At 56.8% G+C, this 23,426-nt stretch carries 17 protein-coding genes; 9 read left to right on the top strand and 8 right to left on the bottom strand.

The window, feature by feature from the left end:
- Positions 1 to 110: 110 nt before the first annotated feature.
- A complete protein-coding gene (gene tnpA / locus LBK75_08420; GenBank protein MDR1158305.1) occupies positions 111 to 536 on the bottom strand; it encodes an IS200/IS605 family transposase in 426 nt (141 codons plus the stop codon).
- Between the two features lie 123 nt (positions 537 to 659).
- Here tnpA and LBK75_08415 point away from each other — a divergent pair, with 123 nt between their 5' ends.
- The 5 genes from LBK75_08415 (at position 660) to ybaK (ending at position 3,545) form a co-directional block, all read left to right on the top strand.
- Complete coding sequence (locus LBK75_08415) at positions 660 to 1,136, top strand: hypothetical protein (protein MDR1158304.1); 477 nt, start codon at positions 660 to 662, stop codon at positions 1,134 to 1,136.
- Between the two features lie 11 nt (positions 1,137 to 1,147).
- The gene (locus LBK75_08410) at positions 1,148 to 1,615 is read left to right on the top strand and encodes a hypothetical protein (protein ID MDR1158303.1); all 468 of its coding nucleotides are present in this window, start codon (positions 1,148 to 1,150) and stop codon (positions 1,613 to 1,615) included.
- 121 nt (positions 1,616 to 1,736) lie between these two features.
- Positions 1,737 to 2,207: a macro domain-containing protein gene (locus LBK75_08405; GenBank protein ID MDR1158302.1), complete on the top strand. Its 471-nt coding sequence runs from the start codon at positions 1,737 to 1,739 to the stop codon at positions 2,205 to 2,207.
- Between the two features lie 213 nt (positions 2,208 to 2,420).
- Positions 2,421 to 3,053 (top strand): recombinase family protein, encoded by a 633-nt coding sequence (locus LBK75_08400; protein MDR1158301.1) that lies wholly within the window; start codon positions 2,421 to 2,423, stop codon positions 3,051 to 3,053.
- Positions 3,054 to 3,077: 24 nt separating this feature from the next.
- The gene (ybaK, locus tag LBK75_08395; GenBank protein ID MDR1158300.1) at positions 3,078 to 3,545 is read left to right on the top strand and encodes a Cys-tRNA(Pro) deacylase; all 468 of its coding nucleotides are present in this window, start codon (positions 3,078 to 3,080) and stop codon (positions 3,543 to 3,545) included.
- A gap of 140 nt (positions 3,546 to 3,685) precedes the next feature.
- Here the strand turns inward: ybaK and LBK75_08390 are convergent, their stop codons facing one another.
- The 7 genes from LBK75_08390 to LBK75_08360 all read right to left on the bottom strand — a co-directional run bounded on the left by LBK75_08390 (position 3,686) and on the right by LBK75_08360 (position 19,472).
- Positions 3,686 to 4,177 carry a hypothetical protein gene (locus LBK75_08390; protein MDR1158299.1) on the bottom strand — a complete coding sequence of 164 codons (492 nt, stop codon included), beginning with the start codon at positions 4,175 to 4,177 and terminating at the stop codon, positions 3,686 to 3,688.
- A 410-nt stretch (positions 4,178 to 4,587) separates the two neighbouring features.
- Entirely contained in the window at positions 4,588 to 4,893 is a 306-nt protein-coding gene (locus tag LBK75_08385) for a hypothetical protein (protein ID MDR1158298.1), read from the bottom strand.
- Positions 4,894 to 5,144: 251 nt separating this feature from the next.
- Positions 5,145 to 6,296, bottom strand: coding sequence for an S-layer homology domain-containing protein (locus tag LBK75_08380; protein MDR1158297.1), 1,152 nt, complete (start codon positions 6,294 to 6,296; stop codon positions 5,145 to 5,147).
- A 17-nt stretch (positions 6,297 to 6,313) separates the two neighbouring features.
- Positions 6,314 to 10,312: a hypothetical protein gene (locus LBK75_08375; protein ID MDR1158296.1), complete on the bottom strand. Its 3,999-nt coding sequence runs from the start codon at positions 10,310 to 10,312 to the stop codon at positions 6,314 to 6,316.
- 89 nt (positions 10,313 to 10,401) lie between these two features.
- Complete coding sequence (locus LBK75_08370; protein ID MDR1158295.1) at positions 10,402 to 12,744, bottom strand: hypothetical protein; 2,343 nt, start codon at positions 12,742 to 12,744, stop codon at positions 10,402 to 10,404.
- A gap of 647 nt (positions 12,745 to 13,391) precedes the next feature.
- Positions 13,392 to 18,983, bottom strand: a complete 5,592-nt coding sequence (locus LBK75_08365; GenBank protein MDR1158294.1) for a family 78 glycoside hydrolase catalytic domain — start codon at positions 18,981 to 18,983, stop codon at positions 13,392 to 13,394.
- Between the two features lie 84 nt (positions 18,984 to 19,067).
- A complete protein-coding gene (locus LBK75_08360) occupies positions 19,068 to 19,472 on the bottom strand; it encodes a hypothetical protein (GenBank protein MDR1158293.1) in 405 nt (134 codons plus the stop codon).
- A 258-nt stretch (positions 19,473 to 19,730) separates the two neighbouring features.
- Between LBK75_08360 and LBK75_08355 the strand changes: the two genes are divergently transcribed.
- The 4 genes from LBK75_08355 (at position 19,731) to LBK75_08340 (ending at position 23,413) form a co-directional block, all read left to right on the top strand.
- The gene (locus LBK75_08355) at positions 19,731 to 20,849 is read left to right on the top strand and encodes an FKBP-type peptidyl-prolyl cis-trans isomerase (protein ID MDR1158292.1); all 1,119 of its coding nucleotides are present in this window, start codon (positions 19,731 to 19,733) and stop codon (positions 20,847 to 20,849) included.
- Between the two features lie 32 nt (positions 20,850 to 20,881).
- Positions 20,882 to 21,331 carry a hypothetical protein gene (locus tag LBK75_08350; GenBank protein ID MDR1158291.1) on the top strand — a complete coding sequence of 150 codons (450 nt, stop codon included), beginning with the start codon at positions 20,882 to 20,884 and terminating at the stop codon, positions 21,329 to 21,331.
- A 26-nt stretch (positions 21,332 to 21,357) separates the two neighbouring features.
- A complete protein-coding gene (locus LBK75_08345; protein ID MDR1158290.1) occupies positions 21,358 to 22,134 on the top strand; it encodes a hypothetical protein in 777 nt (258 codons plus the stop codon).
- Between the two features lie 154 nt (positions 22,135 to 22,288).
- Complete coding sequence (locus tag LBK75_08340; GenBank protein ID MDR1158289.1) at positions 22,289 to 23,413, top strand: S-layer homology domain-containing protein; 1,125 nt, start codon at positions 22,289 to 22,291, stop codon at positions 23,411 to 23,413.
- Positions 23,414 to 23,426 lie beyond the last annotated feature (13 nt).

Here is a 23,426-nt window from a genome sequence, read left to right as displayed (position 1 = left end):
ACTCAACCACACCTGCACTGAAGTGCAGGGGATGGTAAACGACTGAAAGTCGTATTTTCAGGCTAAAGCCAGTTGAAATATCGCACTGTAAGGCTTTTTATGCTGAAGCATTATTCCGTTATCTTAAATGTCTCTTTTCCCTCATCTTGTTGCTTCTCTATATATTCCTTGATCATTTCCTCCGTCACCGCTCCCACCGTCCGGCAAAAATACCCTGTTGCCCAAAGATGTTGCCCCCAATATCGTTTCCGCAGTTCTTCAAACTCTTCCTGCATGATCTTGGAGCTTCGTCCTTTCAGTAACTGCATAATTTTGCTGGGCGCTAAGGTCGGCGGGCAGGATAGCAACATATGTACATGGTCTTTCCCTATGCTCCCTCGTACGATTGTTATCCCATGTGTCCGGCATCCTTGTCGCAGTACTTCCCTCAACCGTTCAGCTACTTTCCCATGCAAAATCTTGTACCTGTACTTTGTTGTCCATACCACGTGGTACTCTATATCATACACTGTATGACTGCCCTTCCTGTATTCCACCGGCGTCACCCCGCTTCCATTATACCAGATGACACTAAAGTGTCTACAAGTTCTGAAAGAATTTACGGACTGAAGTCCGTGGTTTTTACCAGCCGCTTGTTAAATAAAGCCGGGAGCAGTATTGTGAACTGCATGGACTGCGCCACCATCGTGGCCACATTCGCAGGCGCGCTCGGCTGCCGGGTAAGCGAGAAAAGGATGGGCAGCGGGTTTGCCTGCAATCCGATCATAGCGATTGGCTACGACGTATGGAAACCGCCGTTTAATGGCAGTTTCAGCTACCATGAGGTGAGCGTGTCCGAGCCGCTGGACACCGAAACCGCCCTTGTCCCGAAGGAAAACAATTATCGCGTTTACGACGCCTGCCTTCATCTGGATGGTTCCGAAGCCCCCGGCATCGCCGGCTCGGAAATCAAGCTGCTGCCGGCAGGCATGATTTTCTCGAAATTCAGCGATCCCATCGCGGCGGGGCGGGAAATTCCGCTGTGCGAATCGTACCGGGAACACTTGGCGACCAATGATGACGAAGGCGTGAAGAAATGCAAATACAGCTTGGATTACAACAGCAATTTTAATAACATCTATAAAACGGTGATATAGGGGGCGGGAATATGGCCGATGATTTTTTGGGCGACGCGATGGAACGCTACGCCTTTGCGGGATGGCCGAAAGAAAGCCGCCGCGGAGCGGAAACGAAGCGCGCCTTGATGGTAGATAAAACCGCCTTCCCCGGATTTACGTCGGTTCGCCGCGCTTCCATCGGCGCTCCGCGCTCTTACGAGGATTTTTATGCGAGCGATAAGAATGGCGACGCCCGCGTCCGAATCCGCGTCGTCAATACCGAATCGTTTAGCGAGGCGAAAGACGCGCTGATCAGGCGGCTCGCGGACTGTGCCAATCCCAACATCCCAAGATGGGAGCAGGACGAGTTGCCTGTTGACATAGGTTTTGCGTCGGAGAATGAAGGATTGGCGTCGATAATGTTTGTAACAGGCGGCGTGTTTGTAGAAATCGCCAGCGTCGGCTCGGAAGATGTGGACTTGCGCCAATTCGTACAAGCTATGAAAAGACAGATATAGAGCAAAAACGGCAAGCGTCCACGGCTTGATGACTGATACTCGGGATTTACAAAATTTGTTGCAAGATGATTGCATGCGTGCTATACTATGCAGGGTATACTCAATCTGGGGGGCGAACGTCATGTCCATTTCCATCATCTTCAACGATATCACGAAATTGTATGTGGACGCCATCGTTAACGCCGCAAATACCGACCTTGCGAGAGGCAGCGGCGTGTGCGGCGCCATCTTCAACGCGGCGGGAGCGCGGAAGCTCCAGGCCGCGTGTGACAAGCTCGCGCCGATAAAAACTGGCGAAGCGGTCATCACGCCCGGTTTCAATCTGCCCGCAAAGTACGTCATACACGCAGCGGGGCCCGTGTACCGCCACTGGAGCGCCGAACAAAACGAACAACTGCTCCGCGCGGCATACACAAATTCGCTCCGGCTGGCCGTGGAAAACCAGTGTAAGAGCATCGCGTTTCCGTTGATTTCGAGCGGTGCTTACGGCTACCCGAAAGAGGATGCGCTCCGCGTTGCCGGCGCCGCGATTCAGGACTTCGTCAGCAGCCACGACATCGACGTGACGCTTGTGCTCTTTGAGAAGGGATAAGCTCGTGAATGGTCTGCCTGCTCCCCCCGTGTCTGCGGGTGAGCAGGCAGATCCGCACATACGCGCGGACGCTCTGTGCTTCTCCACCGTTTTGCAGGCGGCGTCGGCTCTCCTCACCTGAAAAAACAGACTTTGCAAATGCCTCCGTCTCCCGTATAATTTCTTTGAGACATGGATGTCTGTCAAACACATCCAGGGAGGGAGGAAGTGCATATGAAAGTCTTCGCCTATGTGCGGGTGTCTACGCAGGAACAAAATGAGGACCGCCAGCTTCTCGCGCTGGCCCCCTTTGACATTCCGGCGCAGAACCTGTACATGGACAAGCAGTCCGGCAAAGATTTCAAACGACCGGCCTACCGGTGCATGGTCAGACGCCTGCGACCGGGGGACATGCTGTATCTGAAATCCATCGACCGGCTGGGACGCAACTACGCAGAGATCATCGAACAGTGGCGTATTCTCACCAAGGACAAGAGGGTGGACATCAAGGTGCTCGACATGCCGCTTCTCGACACCACTTACTGCAAGGACCTGCTTGGCACGTTTATCTCGGATCTTACGCTGCAGATCATGTCTTTCTTTGCCCAGTTGGAGCGCGACACCCTGCGCCAGCGTCAGGCCGAGGGTATCGCCGCCGCCAGATCGCGCGGTATCCTGTTTGGGCGGACGCCGGCGCAGATGCCGGAGGATTTCGAGACCTTGTACCGACGATGGCGCGTCGGCGAATTGACCACACGGGAAATCACCGCCCTGTGCGGGATCAGCCGACGCACGCTCTACGAAAAAACGGAGTCCTGGCGCAAACAGGACAAACTGAAATTTCTCCAAGCCATCGGCACCGGCTGACGTCACCACACAGGGGTATCCACTATGACCAAAACAAACGCAATCCGCATACTGGAAGCCGCAAACATTGCCTTCACCGTGCGTGAATACGACGTATCCGACGGCAAAATCTCCGGCGTTGCGGTCGCCGCGAAGATTAGCCAGGAGCCGGAGCACGTCTTTAAGACGCTCGTTACAGAGGGGAAACACACAGGCTTACATGTGTTCGTCATACCAAGTACGGTGGAACTCGACCTCAAAAAAGCGGCTCAAGCAGCGGGCGACAAGTACATCGAGATGATCAAGTCACGGGCGCTTGAGCCAAAGACAGGCTATGTCCACGGGGGCTGTTCGCCGGTTGGAATGAAGAAACAGTTCCCGACCTTCATTGACGAAACCGCGCAATGGTACGATACCATCCACGTCAGCGGCGGCCGTGTCGGTTTGCAGGTCGAGCTCGCGCCCGACGATCTCGCAAAACTGACCGGCGCCGTCTTCTGCGACTTGTTCTAGGAGGCGAACGCTATGTCCTTTGCCGTCGTCTGCAACGACGTGACGCCTGCGTTCTTTGGGAGGAAACGACCATGAACGGTCCGGCTTTCCTCCTGAAAGAAAACGATCCGTTTTGGGGATAGCAGGAGCATAGCGCGCTATCATTCCGCCGCCAAGCCGAGCATTTGCAGTATTTTGTCCGCCGAACGCGACATCAGCCAGTCCCGCGCGCGCTGTTCTTTGCTGTCGAGCAACGCAAACAGACATGCCGGGCATTCGGTCTTTGTGACGACCGCCGCGAGGTCTTTGCGCGTCTCGTACTTCACCGCCGCAATCTCCGCAAACAACTTGTCCTGCCGCTCCGCGAACGCCGCGATTTTGTCCGTGAGCTTGCCAAATACACCGCTGTATTCCGGGAAATATGAAAGAAATTCCTCCTGCACGACGGCGGACGACCAGTCAATGTCCGGCACATAGCTTTCGCCGTAGTTGCCGAACTTGAAGAACGGCACGCACACAGGGCGGTATTCGTCGGACTCGTCGAGTATGACACCGCGGCACTCGCGCACGAGCGGCTGCATAAAATCGGAGCGTATCTGGTCGTATCTGAGCAGCACAAAACCGCCGTCGCGCTTTGTCTTGACATACATCATAGACAACATCCCCGATAAATCAAATGTACTGTGCTCCATATATGAAAGTACATCGTCATCACCAAAGCAACAAAGCTAGTAGGCTGTGTCACCTAAATGTTTACCAAGCGCCGGTCTTTTTCCCGCCAGACAGCGTTGGCGGAACCCGCTGATACACGCCAGTATCAGCGGGTTCCGCCGCCTTGTCTGACGAAAAAAATCCTCGCCGCTTGCTGACAACCTTTAGATGACACAGCCTACTAGGAGCTCCACCGGGGCAATGCTATTGTGACACTTCTTGGGCAAAAAGTCAAATTGCCATCGTACAACGTAGCGGGGCGCCTGATGTACCATGTACCGGTTCATTAGACGCCCCGCTTTGTCCTTGGCAATCAAAACGGGCGGCATTCCGCCGCCCGTCCGCATCGCCGTTATTGTTTGGTTTTACCGAGCAGAGCGCGGAGCCGTGCGATCTCTGCGTCCTTGTCCACGAGGGCCGCATCCTTGTCCGCCACAATAACGCGCCAGTTGGCATCGCTGATGGCTACGGCCGTCTCACGGCGGTCGCGTTCGGCCCAGAGGGCCATCTGGTAGTCGAAGTACTTCTGCTGCACCTTCGGGTCGCTGGCGTTAAAATGATATTGCTCCGCAAACGTTCGCAGCCCTTCGTTCATCTTCAGCACCTCCTGCACAAAGGGATCCTCAGGGTGTCGATACCCTTCCACCAAATAATACATCCACATTCCTCCGTTTGGGTTTCGGTCCCTGCTTTGGTTTACCACTTCGTCACCCTGAGTATACCACATCCTGTCTCCACATTTCAATGCCCGCTTCAACCGCGCGCATTTCGACGAAGCAGGGCGTCTGATGGGCCATGTGCCGGACCATCAGGCGCCCTGCTTTGTCTAAGGGAAGAGAAAGGGTGTAATCTTCGCATCTTCGCGGCGTTACAGTGCGGAGTCTCCCACTGCCGTCGGCGGGGATGGCGTCATGACTGATCCGTCGGCTCTAAGTATGCGCTCACAAAGTTCATCATCAACTGCGCGATTTCGGCCCGGGTCGAGCTGGCCAGCGGCCTGAACCGGCCGTTGGAGCCCTGCATCAGCCCGGCTGCCGCCGCGCGTACTACGGCCGCCTCGGCCCAGCCGCTGATGTTGCCGGCGTCCGAGAAGGTGATCTCGATGTCGTCGCCCAGTTCGATCGCTAAGGCGTCGCAGAAACGGATGATCAGCGCCGCCATCTGCTCGCGCGTGACGGTCTCGTCCGGGGCGAACCTTGTGGGGCTGTGACCCTGCACGATTCCTTTGCCGGCCGCCCAGGCGACGTACGGCGTGTACCACTGGCCCGCGGGTACATCCTGGAAGGTGTGACTGAATCCGGCGACCTCTTCGCCCTGCTTCTCCGCCAGCCGGCCCAGTACCGTCACAAACATGGCCCGCGTCATGGGCCTCTCGGGGGAAAATTTACCCCCGCCGGTGCCGTTCATCAAGCCGTAGTCGGTGACGAAATACACCGCGTCGTAGTACCACGCGTCGGGATCCGTGACGTCGCTGTACAGCTCCCTGTCGCCGGCCGCCGGCGTGTCCGGGCCCGGCACGTCGACAACCACCGTGTTGTTTCTGCCGCCGCTGCTGCTGCCGCTGCCGCCGGAACCGGCCCGCCGGACTGTGATCACGACGACATCTTCGGTGTTGTCCTGACCCGCCGTCGTCCCGTCGGCCAGCAGTCGAACCACCTTCCTGTGCGACAGGGTGAGCGTGACCGTCTCGCTGCCCGTGTAGCCGTCAAACGTCAGCATACCGACCGTGTACCGTCCGCTGTATGTGTTGGCGTTTGTGAAAAAACCGAAATAGTGGACATCCCGCGCGGTGACAAAGGGAGACTCCTGCGCGCCGGAGAGCGCTTCGCTTTTCGCGAAGGAGGCAAATCGCAGCGCGTTTTCGTTGTCTATGGTCAAGCCAAACTCGATGCCCGCATAGGGCTCGTCGCCGTCATCCACCGCCAGTTCGATCGTAAAGCTGTCGTCCCCTGCGGGGACGGTCACCGTCAATGTCTCCGGCGCGGCCCACGCTACGGGCATACACAGTGACAGTAACAGCGCGGCCAGGGTCGCGAAAGCAGCCGTTTTGATATATCTCATGTTTATGTCCTCGTCTCTCACGCGATAAAGTGCGCGTAAATCTCCACTAGGTCCAGCATGTCCACGACATTGTCGCCGTTCACATCGGTCACTTTTGCGCTCTCCCAGTTTGCGTCGCCCTGGCGGGACTGGTAGTAGTAGAACGCCAATGAGAGGTCGGCCAGGTCCACCTTGTCGTCGCCGTTTGCGTCGTAGACACTGGTGATCTTGGCGACGGCGGAGGCCGGGGCAATTTTGCCGCTCCGTGTGTGGGACACGGCTACTCCATCCACAATGTCGATCCCGTAGATTTTCACATCTGTCAGGGTCACCGCCGCGTCACCAAGCTTCACGGTGTCCAGTTGCAGCTTCGCCACGTCCGCCACGCCGGATTTGGTTTGATTGTTCCCAATAATTCCCAATATCACCTTGCCCTGCCACTGGTTGTTCCCAAGATCCTTCCATGTGAGCGCGTCGAATACTGTGAAGCCGTTCAGACCCTCCAGGGCGGCCGCCGCGCCGCTCAACAGATTGCCGTCCACTGTGAAGGTGAGCTCGATCAGATTGACAGTCTCCATGTCCTGGGCGCTGAAGGTGTATTCGGCTTTGCCGCCAAACGGCGTCCTCGCGGAGGTGCGGACGCCGACAGCCGTCTCAAGAAGAATCTGGGTGTAGGGGGTCAGTTTCACAGTCCGGAGACCGTTCATATACGGTGTGGCGCCGCCGCCGCCAAATCCGCCGCTGACTGCGGGTTCCACAGTGCCGTTGTTGTCGGCGTACCCGCTGTTTTCCAAGAAAGTTCTGGCGAACAGAGTGGTGGACAGCTTGATCGCGATGGTGTTCGCGCCCGGAACCAAAGCGCCGCCGATGTCCAAGCGGTCGCTGGCGTTGTTGGCGGGGAACGTATAACCGTTGACAGTGACCGATCCGATTTGATCCCAGCCGTATGTGACGTCCAGATACGCGCCGGTCGTCGCGTTCCAGTCGCTTGGGGCGTCAAAGGTAAGGGTGTATTCGCCGATGCCCGATACATACCGCATGTGGTTGACGCCGAGCTGCGCAAGCTGCGCGTCAGAGGCCGCGATGTTTTCCCAGTCGATCAGATTTTGTTTTCCGAAATCGACCGTGGTGATCTTGCTTTCGCTCGGATCGTTCCCGTCGTCTGTGGGACCGTAGCTCTTGATGACCAAATCCCATTTCGCGTCACTCAAGTCAAGCGCGCCGAGCGTCTTTGCCACGGTCACATTCTTTGTTGCATTGTCGGACAGTCTGACCGTGTAGGCGGCCGGAGTATTGGACCGCAAAGTCAGACCGCCGCCGGAACGCGCAATGCTGTATTGCTCGGAGGGCTTGTCCACGCTCTTCACGTAGGTCTTCGCGGCCGGGAAATCCGTCGCGTTGGTTGTGACCGCGTAAATCACGGAATCGCCGCCATAAAGCTCGTCGATGACAAAGGCGACCGTACCGTTGCCGATGGTGTACTCTCCCACCTGACGGATCTCGCCGGTGATGGCGTCAAGCTGATATGGGACGCCGTCGCCTGCCAGGGTGACGGCGACGTTGCGAATGGCCTTGTCGCCGCCCTTGTATTTTTTGCCCGCGCCGTTGGACATCATGCCGCTGTTCGTGGGCAAGGCGTTGTTGTACATGTAGTAGTAGTTGGTGCCGTCCGCAGGATCGGTATACATCGTGGTCTCAAGCTGGGGGGCGCTGTAGTCGGCATAGGGCGTGATGTTCAGTTCTTTCAACGCGTCACGCACTGCATTCAGCGTGTCCGCTTTTTTGACACCCGGCAAGGCCAGCAATGTGTTGAACTTGTCCGCCAACACAGCGTCGTCGGCCACATCGCTGCCGTAAACCCGCGCGATGTTGCTGTTGTAGACCACGATGGGCAGGTCGGCGACGGCGTACTCAATCAATTTGTCAATGCCATCCACAGACAAAATGGATACCCTGTCCACGACGAGAGCCTTGAAAGCGGGGCCGTCCGGGGCCAACCGACCGCCGCTGACGGTGGCGTTCGGGTGGCTCAGGATCGATTCGCTGATCGGATTGTACGAATACCCCAGATCGAGGAGATTCTGGAACCGGTTGCCGCTCTCAAAGTCATAGGTCTTCTCCTTGTCGATCAGGACGGCCAGATCGATTTGGGCCTGCCCTTTCTGAATGATGGCCTGATTCCGGGCCATGTAATCGGTTTCAGTCGTGATGTCGTCCCAGTACGCCTGACGGTATGTATAGGCGTCGCCGAAGGACCCGGCACCGAATGGCAGCCAGCCCGGCCAGCCCGCGTTATAGCCGTTGAATGTCTTGGCATAGGGCGTACCGTGCAGGATCGCGCGGCTGACGCCGTCGGAATAATTCTGTCCGATCTCAGTTCTGATGTCGCCCATACTGGCCAGATTGACGGTCAGGCCCGTCATGGCCTCCATGGTGAGATAATCCCTTCCGGTTACGTTTACGGTGCCCGACTGATAGCGCACGCCGTCGCCCTTTGACATATTGTCGCACTCGGCCACGTCAGCCACCATCGCCGCGCTGGCGATCTCAAGGCCGGGCAAATGGTAGGTCTGGCCGCGGAAGCCCCAACCCGCCGTATCACGGGCCCATTTCAAGACGCCATTGACACGGTAATCGACATAGAGTCCGGCCAATTTGTCGTTGTAGTCCTCATAAATACGGCCGGCCAGTACGTCGTCATCAAACAGGAAGAAATCTGAGCGGGTCTTTGTTCCGAACATACCCGCCATGTATCTGCTGGCAGCCACGATGGGCAGAATGTTTTTATAGGCGTACTCATCTTCGACATCGTCCAACACGCTGGGCGCCCAATACGACTCCGCGCTGGAAGACTCAATGGAGTCTTCGAAGATGTAACCCGGGTTCGCTTTCATCAGGTCCAGCAGTTCAGGGTCTCTGGCAAACATGTCGTCCCAGTATCCGGTCACCGCCTGGGTGCCCGCTTGGTTGTAGTAATTGGTCACGAAAGCGCCGTTGTGCATGATCTTGCCACCTGATATACTCTGGCCTGTGCCCCGGTAAAAGATAGAGACAACGACCCAGTCGCCGGGCTGAATGGTCGTGTCGTCATTCAGTGTGTCGCCAAGCGTGAGGCCGCTCAGGTCGGCTTTGTACTCGTACTGCCAGTCGGCCATGCGTTTCCGATTGCGCTGTGCGTCCAGCTTCATGCCGTCCGGCAGCGGCTCCGCCGGATCGGGACCGAAGAAATTGACGACATTGGTTTGATAGTTCCAGCCTTTCGCCGCGGCGGTGGCCGCGTCTGGTACGCCGGCCGCAAAACCGGCCGCGCCGCCCGGACCGTCGCCGCCCATCTTTTGAGATACAGCCGCGATGGGCGTCAGCGAATCAAAGTCGAGAACATATTTCCCGCTGTTGATACCAACGACCTTCGCTGCGGCAGCCGCCACAAAGGTGTCGGTGAACAGGAAATTGGTGGTCGCTCCACCGCCGCCAAACCCGCCGGCCGGGAGACTTATTTTCTGTGTCGGAAGACTCAGGTCAACCGTGCCGCCCTGCAAAATGCCGTCTGTAATCTTGGTAAAACTGTACGACAGTTCCTCGTTGGCCGCGTCGTCATTGGGGTCCAATGTGTCCAGCGCGGGCGGCCAGTGGGCGGTGATGGTCATGTCTATCTGAAAACCGCCGGGGACTTTCGCGGCCGCTTTCAGAACCTTTTTGAGGAGTTTGCTCCAGTTGTCGGTGCCCCAGCCGTACACGGCACCCGCGGCGTTGTCATAGCTGACGCCGTCGGCGAGCATGGCGACCTCAACGCCGCCAAAGCCTTTGGCCGCCAATTCGAGAATCTGTTTTTCAATGAGATCGTGATCGTCCGCGCCGGCTTCGGCGTCCGGGAACCACATGCGCGCCATGGGCTTGGAGTTCGCGTCGGGATTTTTGAAGTACTCGATGACGGCGCCGCCACCCGCAGGCGCCGCGCCGGCCGCCGGCATAACGCCCACGAACAGCGACAACAAAAGGCTTGCCACAAGCACACAGGACAGGATTCGTCTTCTCATCGTCTTTACCTCTCTTTTCATCATTTTTCTATATTTTGCGTCATCGGCTGTGCGACTTCCGCAATATAGAATTCCAATACGGTCCTCTCTCACGCGATGAAGTGCGCGTAAATTTCCACCAGGTCGCGCATGTCCACGATGTTGTCGCCGTTCACGTCGGCGACTTTTGCGCTCTCCCAATGGACGTCGTCCTGACGAGACTGGTAGTAGTAGAATGCCAATGAGAGATCGGCCAGGTCCACCTTGTCGTCGCCGTTTGCGTCGTAGACGCTTACGACCTTGGTGACGGCGGTGGCCGGATTGATGACAGACACCCTTTCGCGGGATACCGCCTCGCCGTCCACAATGTCGATCCCGTAGACCGCCGCCGCCGTCAGCGTCACTTTCGCGTCGCCGAGCTTCACAGCGTCCAATTTCAGTTTCGCCACATCCGCCGCGCCGGTCTTGGTCTGGCCGTTTTCAAGGATCCCCAGGATGACCTTGCCCTGCCACTGGTTGTTCCCGAGATCCTGCCACCGAATGTCGTCAAACACCGCAAAACCGTTCAGCGCCTCCAGGGCGGCGGCGGCCCCGCTCAGCAGATCGCCGCCCACACGGAAGGTGAGTTCTATCAGGTTGACAGTCTCCATGTCCTGGGCGCCGAAGGTGTATTCGACTTCGCTGCCAAACGGCGTCCGCGCGCCCGCTCGGACGCCGACTGTCGTGGCGGCGATTGCTTCTTTCCCATAGGTTACGATCTCCACATCACCTACCATTCCATAGGACTGCCACGGACTTGACGCGCTGGCATCGGCATATGCCTGTTTATTGGTCCATGTGTCATACAGAGCTCCATAAGCGACTCCGTTTTGAGTTCCCAGATACCTTATGACGTTTTCCAGTGTACTGGCCACTGAGATGGTAATCGTGTTTACGCCCGGCTTCAGATATGCGCTGATATCCAGTCTCCGGGCCACGAAATCAAAGCCGGGAACTTTTCCATCCCTTTCGAAGCTTACGGAGCTGTCTGTATTGATTGGTGTCACCTCGCTATTTACGAGGCCGTTGACAAATACTTGCGCTGTGTTCCCGTTGAGATTCTCGACATCCAAATAGGCGCCCTTCGTGTTTGCATTCCAGTCGTCAGGCAGTGTGAATGTAGTGGTATAATAGCCCACACCGGAGACTCCTCCGCCAATTTCCGGGATATCTTTCCACGGTTTCAGTGAATCCAATTGTACCGAGCCTAACAAAGCGTGCACCGTCGGATACCATGCTTCTTTGGTCACATAACCCAAGCCGCGGTCTTCGATGTTTACCACCTTGGCGCCATTGGTATAGCTGTCAACCACCAGGCTCCAATCGGTCAGCGGGATGTTCGCACCCGGAGCTGCAATATGACTCACAACCTGGCTGCCGTTGCTCAGCGTGGTGGTATAGGTTCCGCTCTTGGCGGCACTCACAATCAGTTTCCCGTTGACCATCGTCGCTCTGTCGGCATCAGTCGAAACGGCGTGCAGGCTGTCGCCGGCATCATTCGGATCCAACGCGAAGTAAGCCGTCGCGCCGGGTTGCAGTGTCACATTGAAGGATGTGCGGCCGGCCGCGATCGTATAATCGGCGACTTCCGTGATATCACCTGTCCATGTGTCGATCATATAGGGCTTACCGGCGACGTCAACGCTCATGTTAAAAGTCGCGGGACCGTCCTTGGCCTCGATCATCGGCACACCGTTGTAGTCGAAGTCACTGACGGCATTGTAGACGTACACATAGTTCGCGCCATCAGTTTTGCGCATTTGTGTATAAATGTTCTTAATGCCGCCGATCAACTCTGTGTGCGGATAGATACCGAGGTCTTGGAGCGCCTGGAGAACAGCCGAGTCATAGGGTTTACTCGGGTCGTATCCTTGGCCGTCGGTTAAAGTCTTGACATTGGGGAGAGCCTTGATCTGATCCACGACCACTTGCAGATCTGCATCGCTTTCACCCAAAGAGAGGGTGCGGGAAGCGGCTTTGACGACACCTGTTTTGTTGGTGTCTGTGTCGTTGGCCGGGATGGCGGTGTTGTTGTTCACACGATCCTCAAACACATTGTCCACAAAGATGATCGGCAACCCCTCCTGCGCCAATTCAAGGAGTGTCTTGGCGCTGGCCATCTCCATGGCATCTTGATAGACGATCAGGGCCTGATATCCAACTCTGGTGGGAAGCAGTTCGCCGTTGGCATATATGGGCACTCCGGCCTCCTTCACCAGTGTCAGGTTGCGAGGCGCAAAATAGTCATAGGTGTAACCGTTGTTTTGCAAAGACATATCCTGCCAATACAGACCTCTGTTGTCACGTGTGGGGTCATATGTGCCGGCGGAAAGTCCTAACAGAGGATCGCTGCTGCCCGTGGTGGCACCGCCGTTGTTGTTGTTGTAGTCTGTGTGGAGGATACCGATATCCACTTGAGGAATCCCTTGTTGCAGGATGGCCTGAGCCCTGGCGAGCATGGACATATAGTCGCCATAGTGCTGGAATGCGGGCTGACGGGGACCCCAGCGCTCAGAAAACCGATCGTACATGCCTTCGTGACCGGGCCAGTAAGTGGGAGTCCAGAAATTCGCATTTCTGACATAGTCCGCGTCCGCACCCTCTTGAGCGGAGTAGCCGTGGAAAACCGTGAACTGAATGCCGCTGGCAAACTGCGTATTGATGATCTGCCCTCATCTTCCAATTTCCCATATTTCACCATTCTGTTCTAAAAAGTAAACTTTTCCGCACACACCGCTCTCAACAAAATAGCAGATAAAAATAGTCTGTTTCCCCCCAAATATGGTGTCTGAACCATAAAAAAAGCACCGTGCGGAAAAGTTTACTTTTCCGCACGGTGCCGAAAGGCCTCTTCTACCGCCGGCTTTCTTCCTCCGCCGGCAGAAAACGACAAAGCATCGTGTTCGTCTCCATCGTATCCCTCGTTGCGTCAAAAGTAAATGGAAAAAACGAAACACTTTGGATGGAAAACAATGAAATGTGGCGGCAGATTTTCCACAATTCAGAAAATCTGCCGCCACCTACTTAAGGGAAGAAGATTATGGGAAATGCTGGTTTGTCCTCAGGCGACGGAGACTGTCACCAGGTGGGTGGCGCCGCCGAATTCATCCGACGCGCGCACCACGATGAGCGTCGTACCGGCCTTCTTGCCGGTGACCACCCAACCGCCGCCGACCCGCTCCGCCGCCGCGACGGCGGGGTTGCTCGACGTCACAGTGTACGCCTCCTCCGGCAGCGCTTCCACGTTCAGATTCAGCGGCGCTTTGCCCTTGATGCGCAGTGAGATGCGTGCCGACGAGTGCGCCCGCACCGCCGCCGGGATCGGCGCGGATCTCGTGACGCCGCCCAGCGACGCGTAGTAACGGTGTCCGCCCAACCAAGGCAGATCCGCCGTCGCCGAATCCGGCAGCGTGAGCTCTACGCGCCCGGCGTCGTCCGCCGTCACATAGGTGTGGTAATCATCCGTCTCCGCCGGCGCGTAGTTGTAGCCCGTGCGCAGCAGCGCCCGCTCACCCGGCTCGAAGCCGGCCCCCGTGACCGTCACAGTCCGGGCCGTCCGGTCCGCTACGACGTCAAAGGTAAAGTCGGACTTGCCGTACACCTCAATCTCGGCGAGCTGCAGACGATTGTAGGTGGCGCTCTCACCCACCGCGGGCAGACCCAACATCGTCGTCACAATGCGTACATAACGCGCCGGCGCCGCATCAAAGGCGTACTCGCCCCGGCCCTGCGTCTCCGTCGGCGCCGGTTCGCCCGTCACCGTTTTGACCGCCGTGTAGTTTGTGCCGTCGGTGCTCACCTGAACTGTGAAGTTCTCCGGGTAGTTCGCGTAGCCGCCTGCGGCCGCCTGCGCGTCTGTCCTTGGGTAGAGGTACACCCTGTCGACGTTCTTCACGGTGCCAAGGTCGATTGTGAGCTTGTGAGGATTTGCGGATAGGTCGCGCTGGCCGTTGTAGATCGCCGTCGTAAAACCGCCTTTCCCGGCGCGGCTGAGGCGCTCACCGTCCACCAGATTGTTCGAACCCCAGGTGCCGTCGGCAGCCCCCGTCATCGCGTTGTCCGCCTCGACGGGGATCTTCCCGCAGGCCAGATTGACAGGACCTGTCCACTCAGTGTGCGCCAGCAGTGTATAGTCCCGATCCATCTGCACCACATAGGCCGGCTGCGTCTCGTCGCCGAAATCGGCGCCGTCGATCCCCACGATGCCGTATTCGCCCGCGTAGCGGGCCGCGAAGCGGACCTGCACGCTCTCGCCCGTCGGGAAGACGCCCAGGTACGGCGCCGGCTGCACCGCATCGTTCACATAGATCTGGACATTGGCCCGGTCCGTCACATCCACACGGAGGGCTTGGAGTCCGGCCTCGGCGCCTGTGATCAGATAGGCGCCCACCTCGCTGAGCTGCATCCGGTAGTTGGTCCCATTGCCGTCGTCGCCGGCCGGCGTGCCCAGGCGGGTACAGACGATGCGCAGGTGCCGCCATGTCTGCGGCGCAAAGGTGAGCACGTACGGGGCAAGATAGGGCGCCTCCACGTCGGTCTCGGACCGGATGACCGTCCAGTCGGACCCGTTCTGGGAGCCCTCAAGCCTGAAGTCTCGCGGGAAACCGGCCATCTTCCCCTCCAGCGTGAGCGCGTCGCTCCGGGGGTAGAGGTGTAGGCGGTTAAAGGGTTTGGGCGCGCCCATATCGAACGTGACAATCGGGATGTTGCTTCCGGTGGGGTTTTCGCCCACGATGGCACTGGTCCAGCCGTTGCGGCCGCTCCGAGCCGTCAGCAGGCCGTCGATCAGGTTGTCCCGGCCCCACGACCCATTCAACTCGCTTGTGTGACTGGCCTGCGCTGTGACCGTCGCGCCGGTCAACAGATTTTCGGCGCCGATCCATCTGAAGCGGGCCGTGAGAGTCCCATCCCCGGCCAGCCCCTCAAAGGTTCGTGGGTTGTCGACCAATCCGTCTTCCCACGCCTCGAACGCGAAGTCCACGTCGTTATAGGGACGCACAGACAGGGAGAATGTCTCTTTGGAGCCCACGGTGACCAGCGCCGGCGTCTTCTGAGGTCGGGTATCTCCGGAGGCGAGATGGGCGGTCACCTCGGCGATGGCGTCGGGCGTGCCGCTCTGGACCGTCAAGTCGCGGCGCTCCCCGATGACCGCCACGTCGGACATAAACGCATAAGACCCGGACGCCACCTCATAAAGAGCCCGCTGCGACGCCGCGTCGTACCCCAGGTAGGTGACGCCCTCCGCCTCGGCGGCGGCCTGCGCGCCCTCCAGGACCAGTGAGGGGTCCCGGGTCGGGACGGACACGGTGGCGCCGGTGTTGGCCGGCACGGTGAAGTTATAGGTGAAATCGCCGGTGTCCTGATCCCAGGTCCAGGCGCTCTCGATGCGCCCCGACACGGAATCGTAATGGCCGCGGGCGTAAGTGAGCGTCCCCCCGTACTGCGGGTCCAGAACAAAGTGGCGAAACCCGGGCGCCGCTTCGTCGCGCCGAATGCCCAAAACGCCCGACATCATCCACTCGCCGATGGAACCGAAGGCATAGTGGTTAAAGGAGTTCATCCCCACCGAGCCGAAGCCGTTCGCGACGGTGTAGGAGTTCCAGCGCTCCCAGGTGGTGGTGGCACCCTGATTGATGCTGTAGATCCAAGAGGGGTAGTCCTCCTGCTCCAGCAGCCGGAAGGCCGCCTCCGACTGGCCGTTTTGCGACAGCGCAGGAGTCAGGTAGCTGACGCCGATGAATCCGGATGTCAGCTTCCAACCGTGGGTACGGACATTTTCCATCAGCGTCTCGGCCAAAAAGGTGCTGTCGGCCTCGTCGGCCAGCCCGAAGTAGATGAGCATCGCGTACGGGGTCTGGCTGGTCGCCTTCAGTGTGCCGTCCGCGTTGCGGAACGTGGCCGTGAAGGCGTTTACGATGTTCTGCGTGACGGCGTCGTACTGATCCGCGACCTCCGTCTCGCCGATGACGCGGGCCATCTTGGCAAAGAGTTTGTTCGAATACGCCGAAAACAACGTGTTGGTCATGTTCTGGGGCGAACTTTCCACCGCGAGCCAGTCGCCGTAGTTGTTGTCGCGCCCGGTGTATCGATTGCGGATGTAGTCCGCGCTCCGCTCGGGCGCATTGAGGAAGTCACACCAGGCTTTCATCGAGTCGAAGCTGTCGCGGATGATCTGCTCGTCGCCGTACTGCTGGTACATCTGCCACGGGACGATGACGGCCCCGTCGCCCCAGGCGTTCGACCACTGTGTGAAACCAGACGTACGCACGGCCGGGATCAGCACGGGTACCAACCCTTTGTGCTCCCCCGTCGTCTCCTCGTTCATCTGGTAGGAACGCAGGTCGCGCAGCCATTTGGCATAGAACTGGTCGGCATTGGCCAGGTAGACGCCCGTACCGGCGAAGATTTGGGTATCGCCGGTGTACCCCAAACGCTCATCGCGATTCGGACAGTCGGTGGGGATGGAGACGAAGTTGCCACGCATACCCCAGACGACATTGGAGTAGAGCTGGTTCACCTTGGGGTTGGATGTCTCAAACGCGCTGGTGAGCGCGTTGTCGGAACTGATGGCGATGGCCGTGACGTCCTCCGGCGGGATGGCCTCGTCCACGCCGGTGATTTCGATGTACCGAAACCCGTGGAACGTGAAACGCGGCGTGTATGTCTCACCCGCCGGGTCGCCCTTTAAGATGTAATAGTCGAAGGCGACCGGCACCTGCTGGTCGCGCAGGTTGGCCCGGTAGACGGTACCGACAGGGCCGTCGCCGTTGTTCACAGCCGCCTCGCCGGGGTTCTTATAGGCGGTGGTGGTATTCAACATCTCTCCGTGCCGGATCGTGATCCGGGTGCCCGCGGCGCCCTTCACCTTGACGGTGACAAAACCGGCGATGTTTTGGCCAAAGTCGTAGGTGTACTGGCCGGGCACAGGCTCGGTCAGCACGGGTTGCTCAAACCGCTCCACCTCGCGCACAGGCGGCCCGGTCTGCGGCACGATATCCACCGCGGCAGGCAGCGGCGTATGGATTCCGGCGGGTATCCAGCCGGCCGCGTCGTACCCAGCCGTGTTCCAGCCGGCGCAGTCGTAACGCGCGTCGTAGGTCTCCCCCGCGTAATTTTCGGCGTAGAGAATCGGCCCCGGGTGATACTGCCAGCTCCCGTCGGTCACAACAGTCTGCACCATGCCGTCCTCGTAGGTGATGACCAGCTTCCCCAGCAGCGACTGGGTGTTTCCGTACATGTTGTACCCATAGAGCTGGTGCGGGCCGGAGTACCAGCCCATCCCCAACATGCCGCCGATGGCGTTGCCGCCGGACCGCAGCATACCGGTGACGTCGTAGGTCTGGTACATGATGGTGTAGTAGTAGTCCGTCCAGCCGGGGGCCAGATAGACGTCGCCCACCTTCTCCCCGTTGAGCGAGAACTCATAATAGCCCCGGGCCGTGGCGTAAAGACGGGCGCTCCTCACAGGTTTGTCCACGATAAATTCCTTGCGAAACAGCGGCTCGCCACCCTCCGGCGGAGCCGGATCTACAACGTTACGGCTGCTCGTGAATGTCTCGCCGCCCACGCGGTAGACGCCGTCCTGCGTCGTACCGCGGGTGCCGAACATCCCGGTAGGAGCGCTGTCGAATGTCTCCGCATAAAGAAGCCGGCTGTCGTCGTCGGTGTCGTCCCAGATCGCGATGTTGTCGTACTCGGTTATCTCCTCATTGTTGTTGTCGTGGATCTGGCGAAATCCAATTTTTCCTAATTCCCAGCTGCCGGCGACGGTCCGTGCGTTGTCGATAACGGTCAACATTCCGCCCACCGGTCCCACGGATGTAGTAATCACGGTGCCGCTTTGGCCCGCTCTTACAACAATCCGACAGCGGTACCAGGCGTGCTTGCCCTCCTCGCTGTCCGGGATCACGTGGTCAATTTTGATCTCCGCCAGCGAGGCACCGCCCGGGTTCCAACGGTGGGGCCGGAAATAGGGCGTACCCCCATAGGGGCGCTCCACCGGATTGATGTTGAACTGCCACATGAGGTAGTTGTTCCCGGTGGCGGCAAAGATCAGACCGCCGCCGTCTTTGATCATCCGAAAGTCATATTCGACCGTGTAATCCGCAACATCCGGGTTCTCGGAGACCATGGGTTTCGTGAGCCAGAGGGCTCCGTTCCATGCGTCGATCTTCGGATTCATAAAGCCTGTTTCAAACCAGGCCGGTTCGCTGACAGCGGTCCCGGCGTTTGTCTGCGCGGTCACGCGCCAGTAGTACCGGGTGGCGGGTTCCAGAGCCGCGCCGCCGTAAGGGATGTTCAATGTGTTGTCGGAGACCTCGTCCGCCGCCCACACGACGGGTCCGTCGGACGCTCCCTTCGTCACCGTGATCTGATAGCGCTGCTGCTTGACGCCCCGGGCGTCGGAGGCCAGCGCCCAACTCAGGCGGGGGTGGGCCTCGTCCAGCCCCAACGGATTCGTCTCGTACTCCGTCTGAAGGTCCGTCACCTGTACCGTCACTGCGGAGGCCGCGGCACCCGTGATGAGTCCGGCCGGCAGCAGAGTGACCAACCACACCAACGTCAGTACCAGCGCCAAGACCCGCGCGGGCCGCCGCCGTCCCGACCGGCCTCCCCCGTTCTCTTTTGTAGCGCCTACTTGTGTTCGTTTCATAGTTTCCTTCCTTTCTCTTCCAAAATGTTTCAAACTCTCTTTTCAACGGCGTAATATCCCCTACCAATGCGCCATTTTCGTGTCTCAACCTCCCCACTTCCAGCCACAGACAGGATTTTCGATACAATTCCACATGTCCATTATTAAGATGCTCTCCCGCAAAGTAAATGGAAAAAAAGAAACAGTTTTCATGGAAAATAGTGAACTCATCGAGATTTTACAGCAAATGGAGAGACGGTCCCCGAAGAGAAAAGTATAGAAACGCCAAAAACCGCCGTTTTCTCCTACGGAAACGGCGGTTTTTGGCGTTTTTGGTGTTTTTGAAAAGATATACCTTAATAAGCGGGCATATGTAAAGGGGTTTTGTGATTTTTGCCTACACAAATATGGAAAATATTGTAAGAAGTGCAGTGATTTTTTAAAAGTAGTACAAAATTGTCCATTGACTTTAAGAAAATTTTGTACTATAATGGGGTCGGATTTTTTCAAAGTCTCGTACTGCCTGTACGTTATTAAGGTATAGCATAACAAGTTCACACGGAAACTGCCGAAGGCACTGCGGCCCAGCGGGTCGCGGGATCGACAGAATGCGAATGGGGCCGGGATGCGTGAATTTTTCAACACTTTTTACTGAAAACGGAAAATTCCAGTGTTTCCTAATTTTGTTTAGCCGCTTGGGGTGATACTCCGCTCTCGTTCGGGGCCACTTTTAAGTGAGTATTGTCAGAGTTTTGGGAGAATGAATTCATGAAAAAATACATAAGGTTCTTATTCCTCCTCTTTGTGCTCTTCATGTCGTTTATCCTGCTGACCGGTTGTGATTCGGACGCGGATGGATCGGAGAACGGCCTCGCGTTTTTATACAGTGCGGGGATTGATAGAGACGGTTTTTGGAAAGGAATCAAAGCGCTCGATTATGTTGAAAATTTCAATTATCGAGCGATGACCATTCCTGCCGACGCACATCACATTTCGGATGATTATCTCCAATACCAAATCGATACCCTAATGGCCGGATACATGTCAAGAATCCAAATTGTGGATCGCGTGGTCGCTGACGGCGACACGGTGAATATCGATTATGAGGGAAAGATCGACGGGGTTGCGTTTGAGGGCGGTTCTACCATGAGCGCAGGCGTGGATGTCACCATTGGAGCGACAGACGATACAGATAGTATGCTGAGCTTTCTTGATGGCTTTTTGGGACAGTTGATCGGGCAGACGCCCGGAAAAACAATTGATATCGAGGTGTCCTTCCCCGCCGACTATTATGAAGAAGCAATACAGGGCAAGAAAGCTGTGTTTGCGACGACCATCAATTATATTGTCGAAAGGGAGGAATTGACCGATGCCTTTGTTGTGAAGAATCTGTCCTCGTCCAACGGCTGGACAACGGTTGAAGAAATGAGGGAGGGTATGCGGGCAAGCATTCAAAAAGATCTCATAGGGCAATACATAGAGCAATTCCTCAGGACTGAGGTGCCCGTCAAATCCATTCCCGATTCATTGATGAAATACCAGGAAGCGGTCCTGTTGCATGGTTACCAGGAATTGGCGGACTATAACGGGATGGAGTTGGAGAAATATCTGCAAGAATATGAGGGTTTCTCCAGTGTGGAGGAATGTGTTGCGGATGTATATGACAACCTCGTGGAGAATGCAGCGTATTGCTTGGTCATCCAGGCCGTGGCGGAGGATGTGGGCATTTCGGTCAATGATGAAGATCTGGCGAAGTATTCTTCCGAACATCTGTGGTCAAGCGACATTTCTATACAAGCGGAATATTATGGTTTGCCTTACGTGAAGCAGGCCGTCCTGAGCCAGAAGATCCTTGATTATATCGCTGAAAATGCCATATTGATGTGATCATAAAAACGGAAAGAGATGATTATCAACCAATGAAAAAATATGTCTGCTTTTGGGCTTTTGTTTTTGCGGCGGTTCTCTTTTCCTGTTTGCTGAGTGCCTGTGAGAGCGATGAGGCTGATCCCTCAACACTGGGGACATATAATTTTGGTCGGGATAAAGTCCCCAGCATTACGTCGGTAGTCGGCGAACGGACGGTTACAGGTGTGGAATCCGAAGGCAAGAATGAGTTTCCCAGCAAGCAATATACATATCAGAGCCTTTCGGTTTCCGACGACCTTTTCCAATATACACAGCTCCTGCAGGAGCAGGAATGGACTGCAACGGGGGATGGTTATAATCTGAAGGAATCGCCGGGCAGCGCTCAGTTTGTCAAGAAGTCCGTTGACAGTGGACAGATTTTGATTCTTTTTATTACTTATGAGAACAATGAATACGCAATTAAGATTACAAAATTAGAAGCGATGATCGATCAGTCATAGGTAAAGGAAATAAGGATGGTATGTTCATGCGAAGGAAAATAATACTCAAATGCGCCCTCATATTTGTGCTGCTTCTCGACATTTTGAGGGGTGTGGATCTCACCGCGCTGGCGGCCGACAAGGTGACGGTGCAGGTGAAAGATGTCATCGCCAGCGCGGGACAGACGGTCACGACAGAGCTGATCATGGACGGAACATTTGCGGCCTTCCAAGGGGTTCTGATGTATGACACCGGCGCGCTGACACTGGAAAAGATCGAAGCCACAAGTCTGCTTTCTGGAAGCATAACAGTGTTCACTCAGGACGAGACAACCGGTACATTCGTAAACGGCTCCTTTGTCAGTGCATCAGCCAATAATGCAGTGGTAGACGGCGCGGTACTTGCGTTTACTTTTCGTGCCGGGAGCAACGCGAACGGGACCTATTCGTTCAGCATAGAACAACTCCTGATCTATGATGAAGAAGGCGTGTCGCTTACTGTCGATGCCGTGGATACGATTGTGGTTCCAGCAACTCCGCATTCGACAACTCCAGAGCCGGCCCCAACAACCCAGAAGCCAGCACCGGCTCCAACAACTCAGGAACCGACACCGGCTCTAATAATCCAGGAATCAGCACCGGCCCCAACAACCCAGAAGCCGGCACTGGCATCAACATCCAACGACCCAGATCGGGGTCATTCCGACGGCAGCGGATCGGTCATTCTTCTGCTGATCATTGCGGCCATCGTGCTTGTCGGTATTGTGCTGACCGCAATCCGGATCAAGAAAAATAAAATGAAGGCGCACGAGCAACAGAAATAAAGGGGGTGGAAATTCAATCCTTATTGGCTGGCAGAGTAAGTCAAATTATTTATATGATAGGGGGATCAATCTTAAGTGAACTATAAGCGCTTATAAACGAGAAAAGAAGAGGAATGTTTTCAGCAATAATAAGGAGAAACAGGAGGACTTCGGAATGAAGAAGAAATCATTGTCATATGTGCTGTCAGTGGTACTGCTTTTAACACTCTTTACAGGGATGGCGACGTCTGCGTCGGCCGCCGTGTCAGCCACTCTGTCGGTGGCCAATGTGCAGGCGTATCCGGAAAGCACAATCGCGGTGGACGTCAGCCTCAACGGCGCGACATCAGGTCTGCAAATCACACTCGAATATGACCCGGCGGTACTCACACCGGAGAAAATCGAGGCGGGACCGCAATGCCCCAGCGGATGGATGGTTGAACCCTCCGATGACCTTACAATGGGTCGCCTTGTTGCCGTCTCAGGTTCGTTCACGAATGAAACTATAGACGGCGTCGTTGCGCGGTACACCTATAAAGTGAATCCAGGCGCGGCTCTGGGCAGCTCTTCTCTGAATGTGGTCACGGCTATTCTGTCAGATGACGGTACCGACTTTAACGCGACTGTGTCGAGCCACGGCTCGGTCACAGTGGTTTCCAGCAACCCGGACAACTCAAGCAACCCGGGCAACCCGAGCAACTCCGGGAGAGAAACTGTTGATGATCCCACGCTTCCGCTCGCATCGCTTTTCCCGTTCACAGATGTCACAGAGAGCGACTGGTTTTACGACGACGTGTATTACATGTGGGAAAACGACCTGATGAACGGCACGTCGGATACACTGTTCAGTCCGGGCAGGACCTTGACGCGCGGCATGGTGGTCACCGTGCTGTATCGCATGGAGTCGGAACCCGGCACGGACGGTTTGGACATGCCCTTCCCCGATGTCGCGGAAGGCATATGGTACACAGACGCCGTCAAATGGGCCGCCGACAAAAAGATCGTTCTGGGCTACAGCGACGGTACTTTCGGCCCGGACGACGACATCACGAGGGAGCAGATGGCGGCCATCCTTTACCGCTACCAGGCGTTCACCGAAGAAGCGCCGCCCGATACCGCCGAGGAGATAGCGTTTGCCGACGCGGGCGATGTCAGCGACTACGCGAAGGAGCCTGTCAAGGCGCTGGTCATGCAGGGCATCATCAACGGCAAACCAAACAACAGGTTCGACCCGAAAGGCAACGCGACCCGCGCCGAGTTTGCCGCCATGCTGCACAGGTATGCAGCAGCTCTTGCATAGGGGGGATGCGCTC

Source organism: Oscillospiraceae bacterium (assembly GCA_031265355.1).
Taxonomy (GTDB): Bacteria; Bacillota; Clostridia; order Oscillospirales; family UBA929; genus JAIRTA01.
This window is presented reverse-complemented; position numbering and strand designations above follow the sequence as displayed.

What these genes read in the sequence shown, in the direction of transcription:
- LBK75_08410 (MDR1158303.1), top strand. Translation starts at nt 1,148, where the DNA reads ATGGCCGATGATTTTTTGGGCGACGCGATGGAACGCTACGCCTTTGCG.
- LBK75_08405 (MDR1158302.1), top strand. Translation starts at nt 1,737, where the DNA reads ATGTCCATTTCCATCATCTTCAACGATATCACGAAATTGTATGTGGAC.
- LBK75_08400 (MDR1158301.1), top strand. Translation starts at nt 2,421, where the DNA reads ATGAAAGTCTTCGCCTATGTGCGGGTGTCTACGCAGGAACAAAATGAG.
- ybaK (MDR1158300.1), top strand. Translation starts at nt 3,078, where the DNA reads ATGACCAAAACAAACGCAATCCGCATACTGGAAGCCGCAAACATTGCC.
- LBK75_08390 (MDR1158299.1), bottom strand. Translation starts at nt 4,177, where the DNA reads ATGATGTATGTCAAGACAAAGCGCGACGGCGGTTTTGTGCTGCTCAGA.
- LBK75_08385 (MDR1158298.1), bottom strand. Translation starts at nt 4,893, where the DNA reads ATGTATTATTTGGTGGAAGGGTATCGACACCCTGAGGATCCCTTTGTG.
- LBK75_08380 (MDR1158297.1), bottom strand. Translation starts at nt 6,296, where the DNA reads ATGAGATATATCAAAACGGCTGCTTTCGCGACCCTGGCCGCGCTGTTA.
- LBK75_08375 (MDR1158296.1), bottom strand. Translation starts at nt 10,312, where the DNA reads ATGAGAAGACGAATCCTGTCCTGTGTGCTTGTGGCAAGCCTTTTGTTG.
- LBK75_08365 (MDR1158294.1), bottom strand. Translation starts at nt 18,983, where the DNA reads ATGAAACGAACACAAGTAGGCGCTACAAAAGAGAACGGGGGAGGCCGG.
- LBK75_08355 (MDR1158292.1), top strand. Translation starts at nt 19,731, where the DNA reads ATGAAAAAATACATAAGGTTCTTATTCCTCCTCTTTGTGCTCTTCATG.
- LBK75_08350 (MDR1158291.1), top strand. Translation starts at nt 20,882, where the DNA reads ATGAAAAAATATGTCTGCTTTTGGGCTTTTGTTTTTGCGGCGGTTCTC.
- LBK75_08345 (MDR1158290.1), top strand. Translation starts at nt 21,358, where the DNA reads ATGCGAAGGAAAATAATACTCAAATGCGCCCTCATATTTGTGCTGCTT.
- LBK75_08340 (MDR1158289.1), top strand. Translation starts at nt 22,289, where the DNA reads ATGAAGAAGAAATCATTGTCATATGTGCTGTCAGTGGTACTGCTTTTA.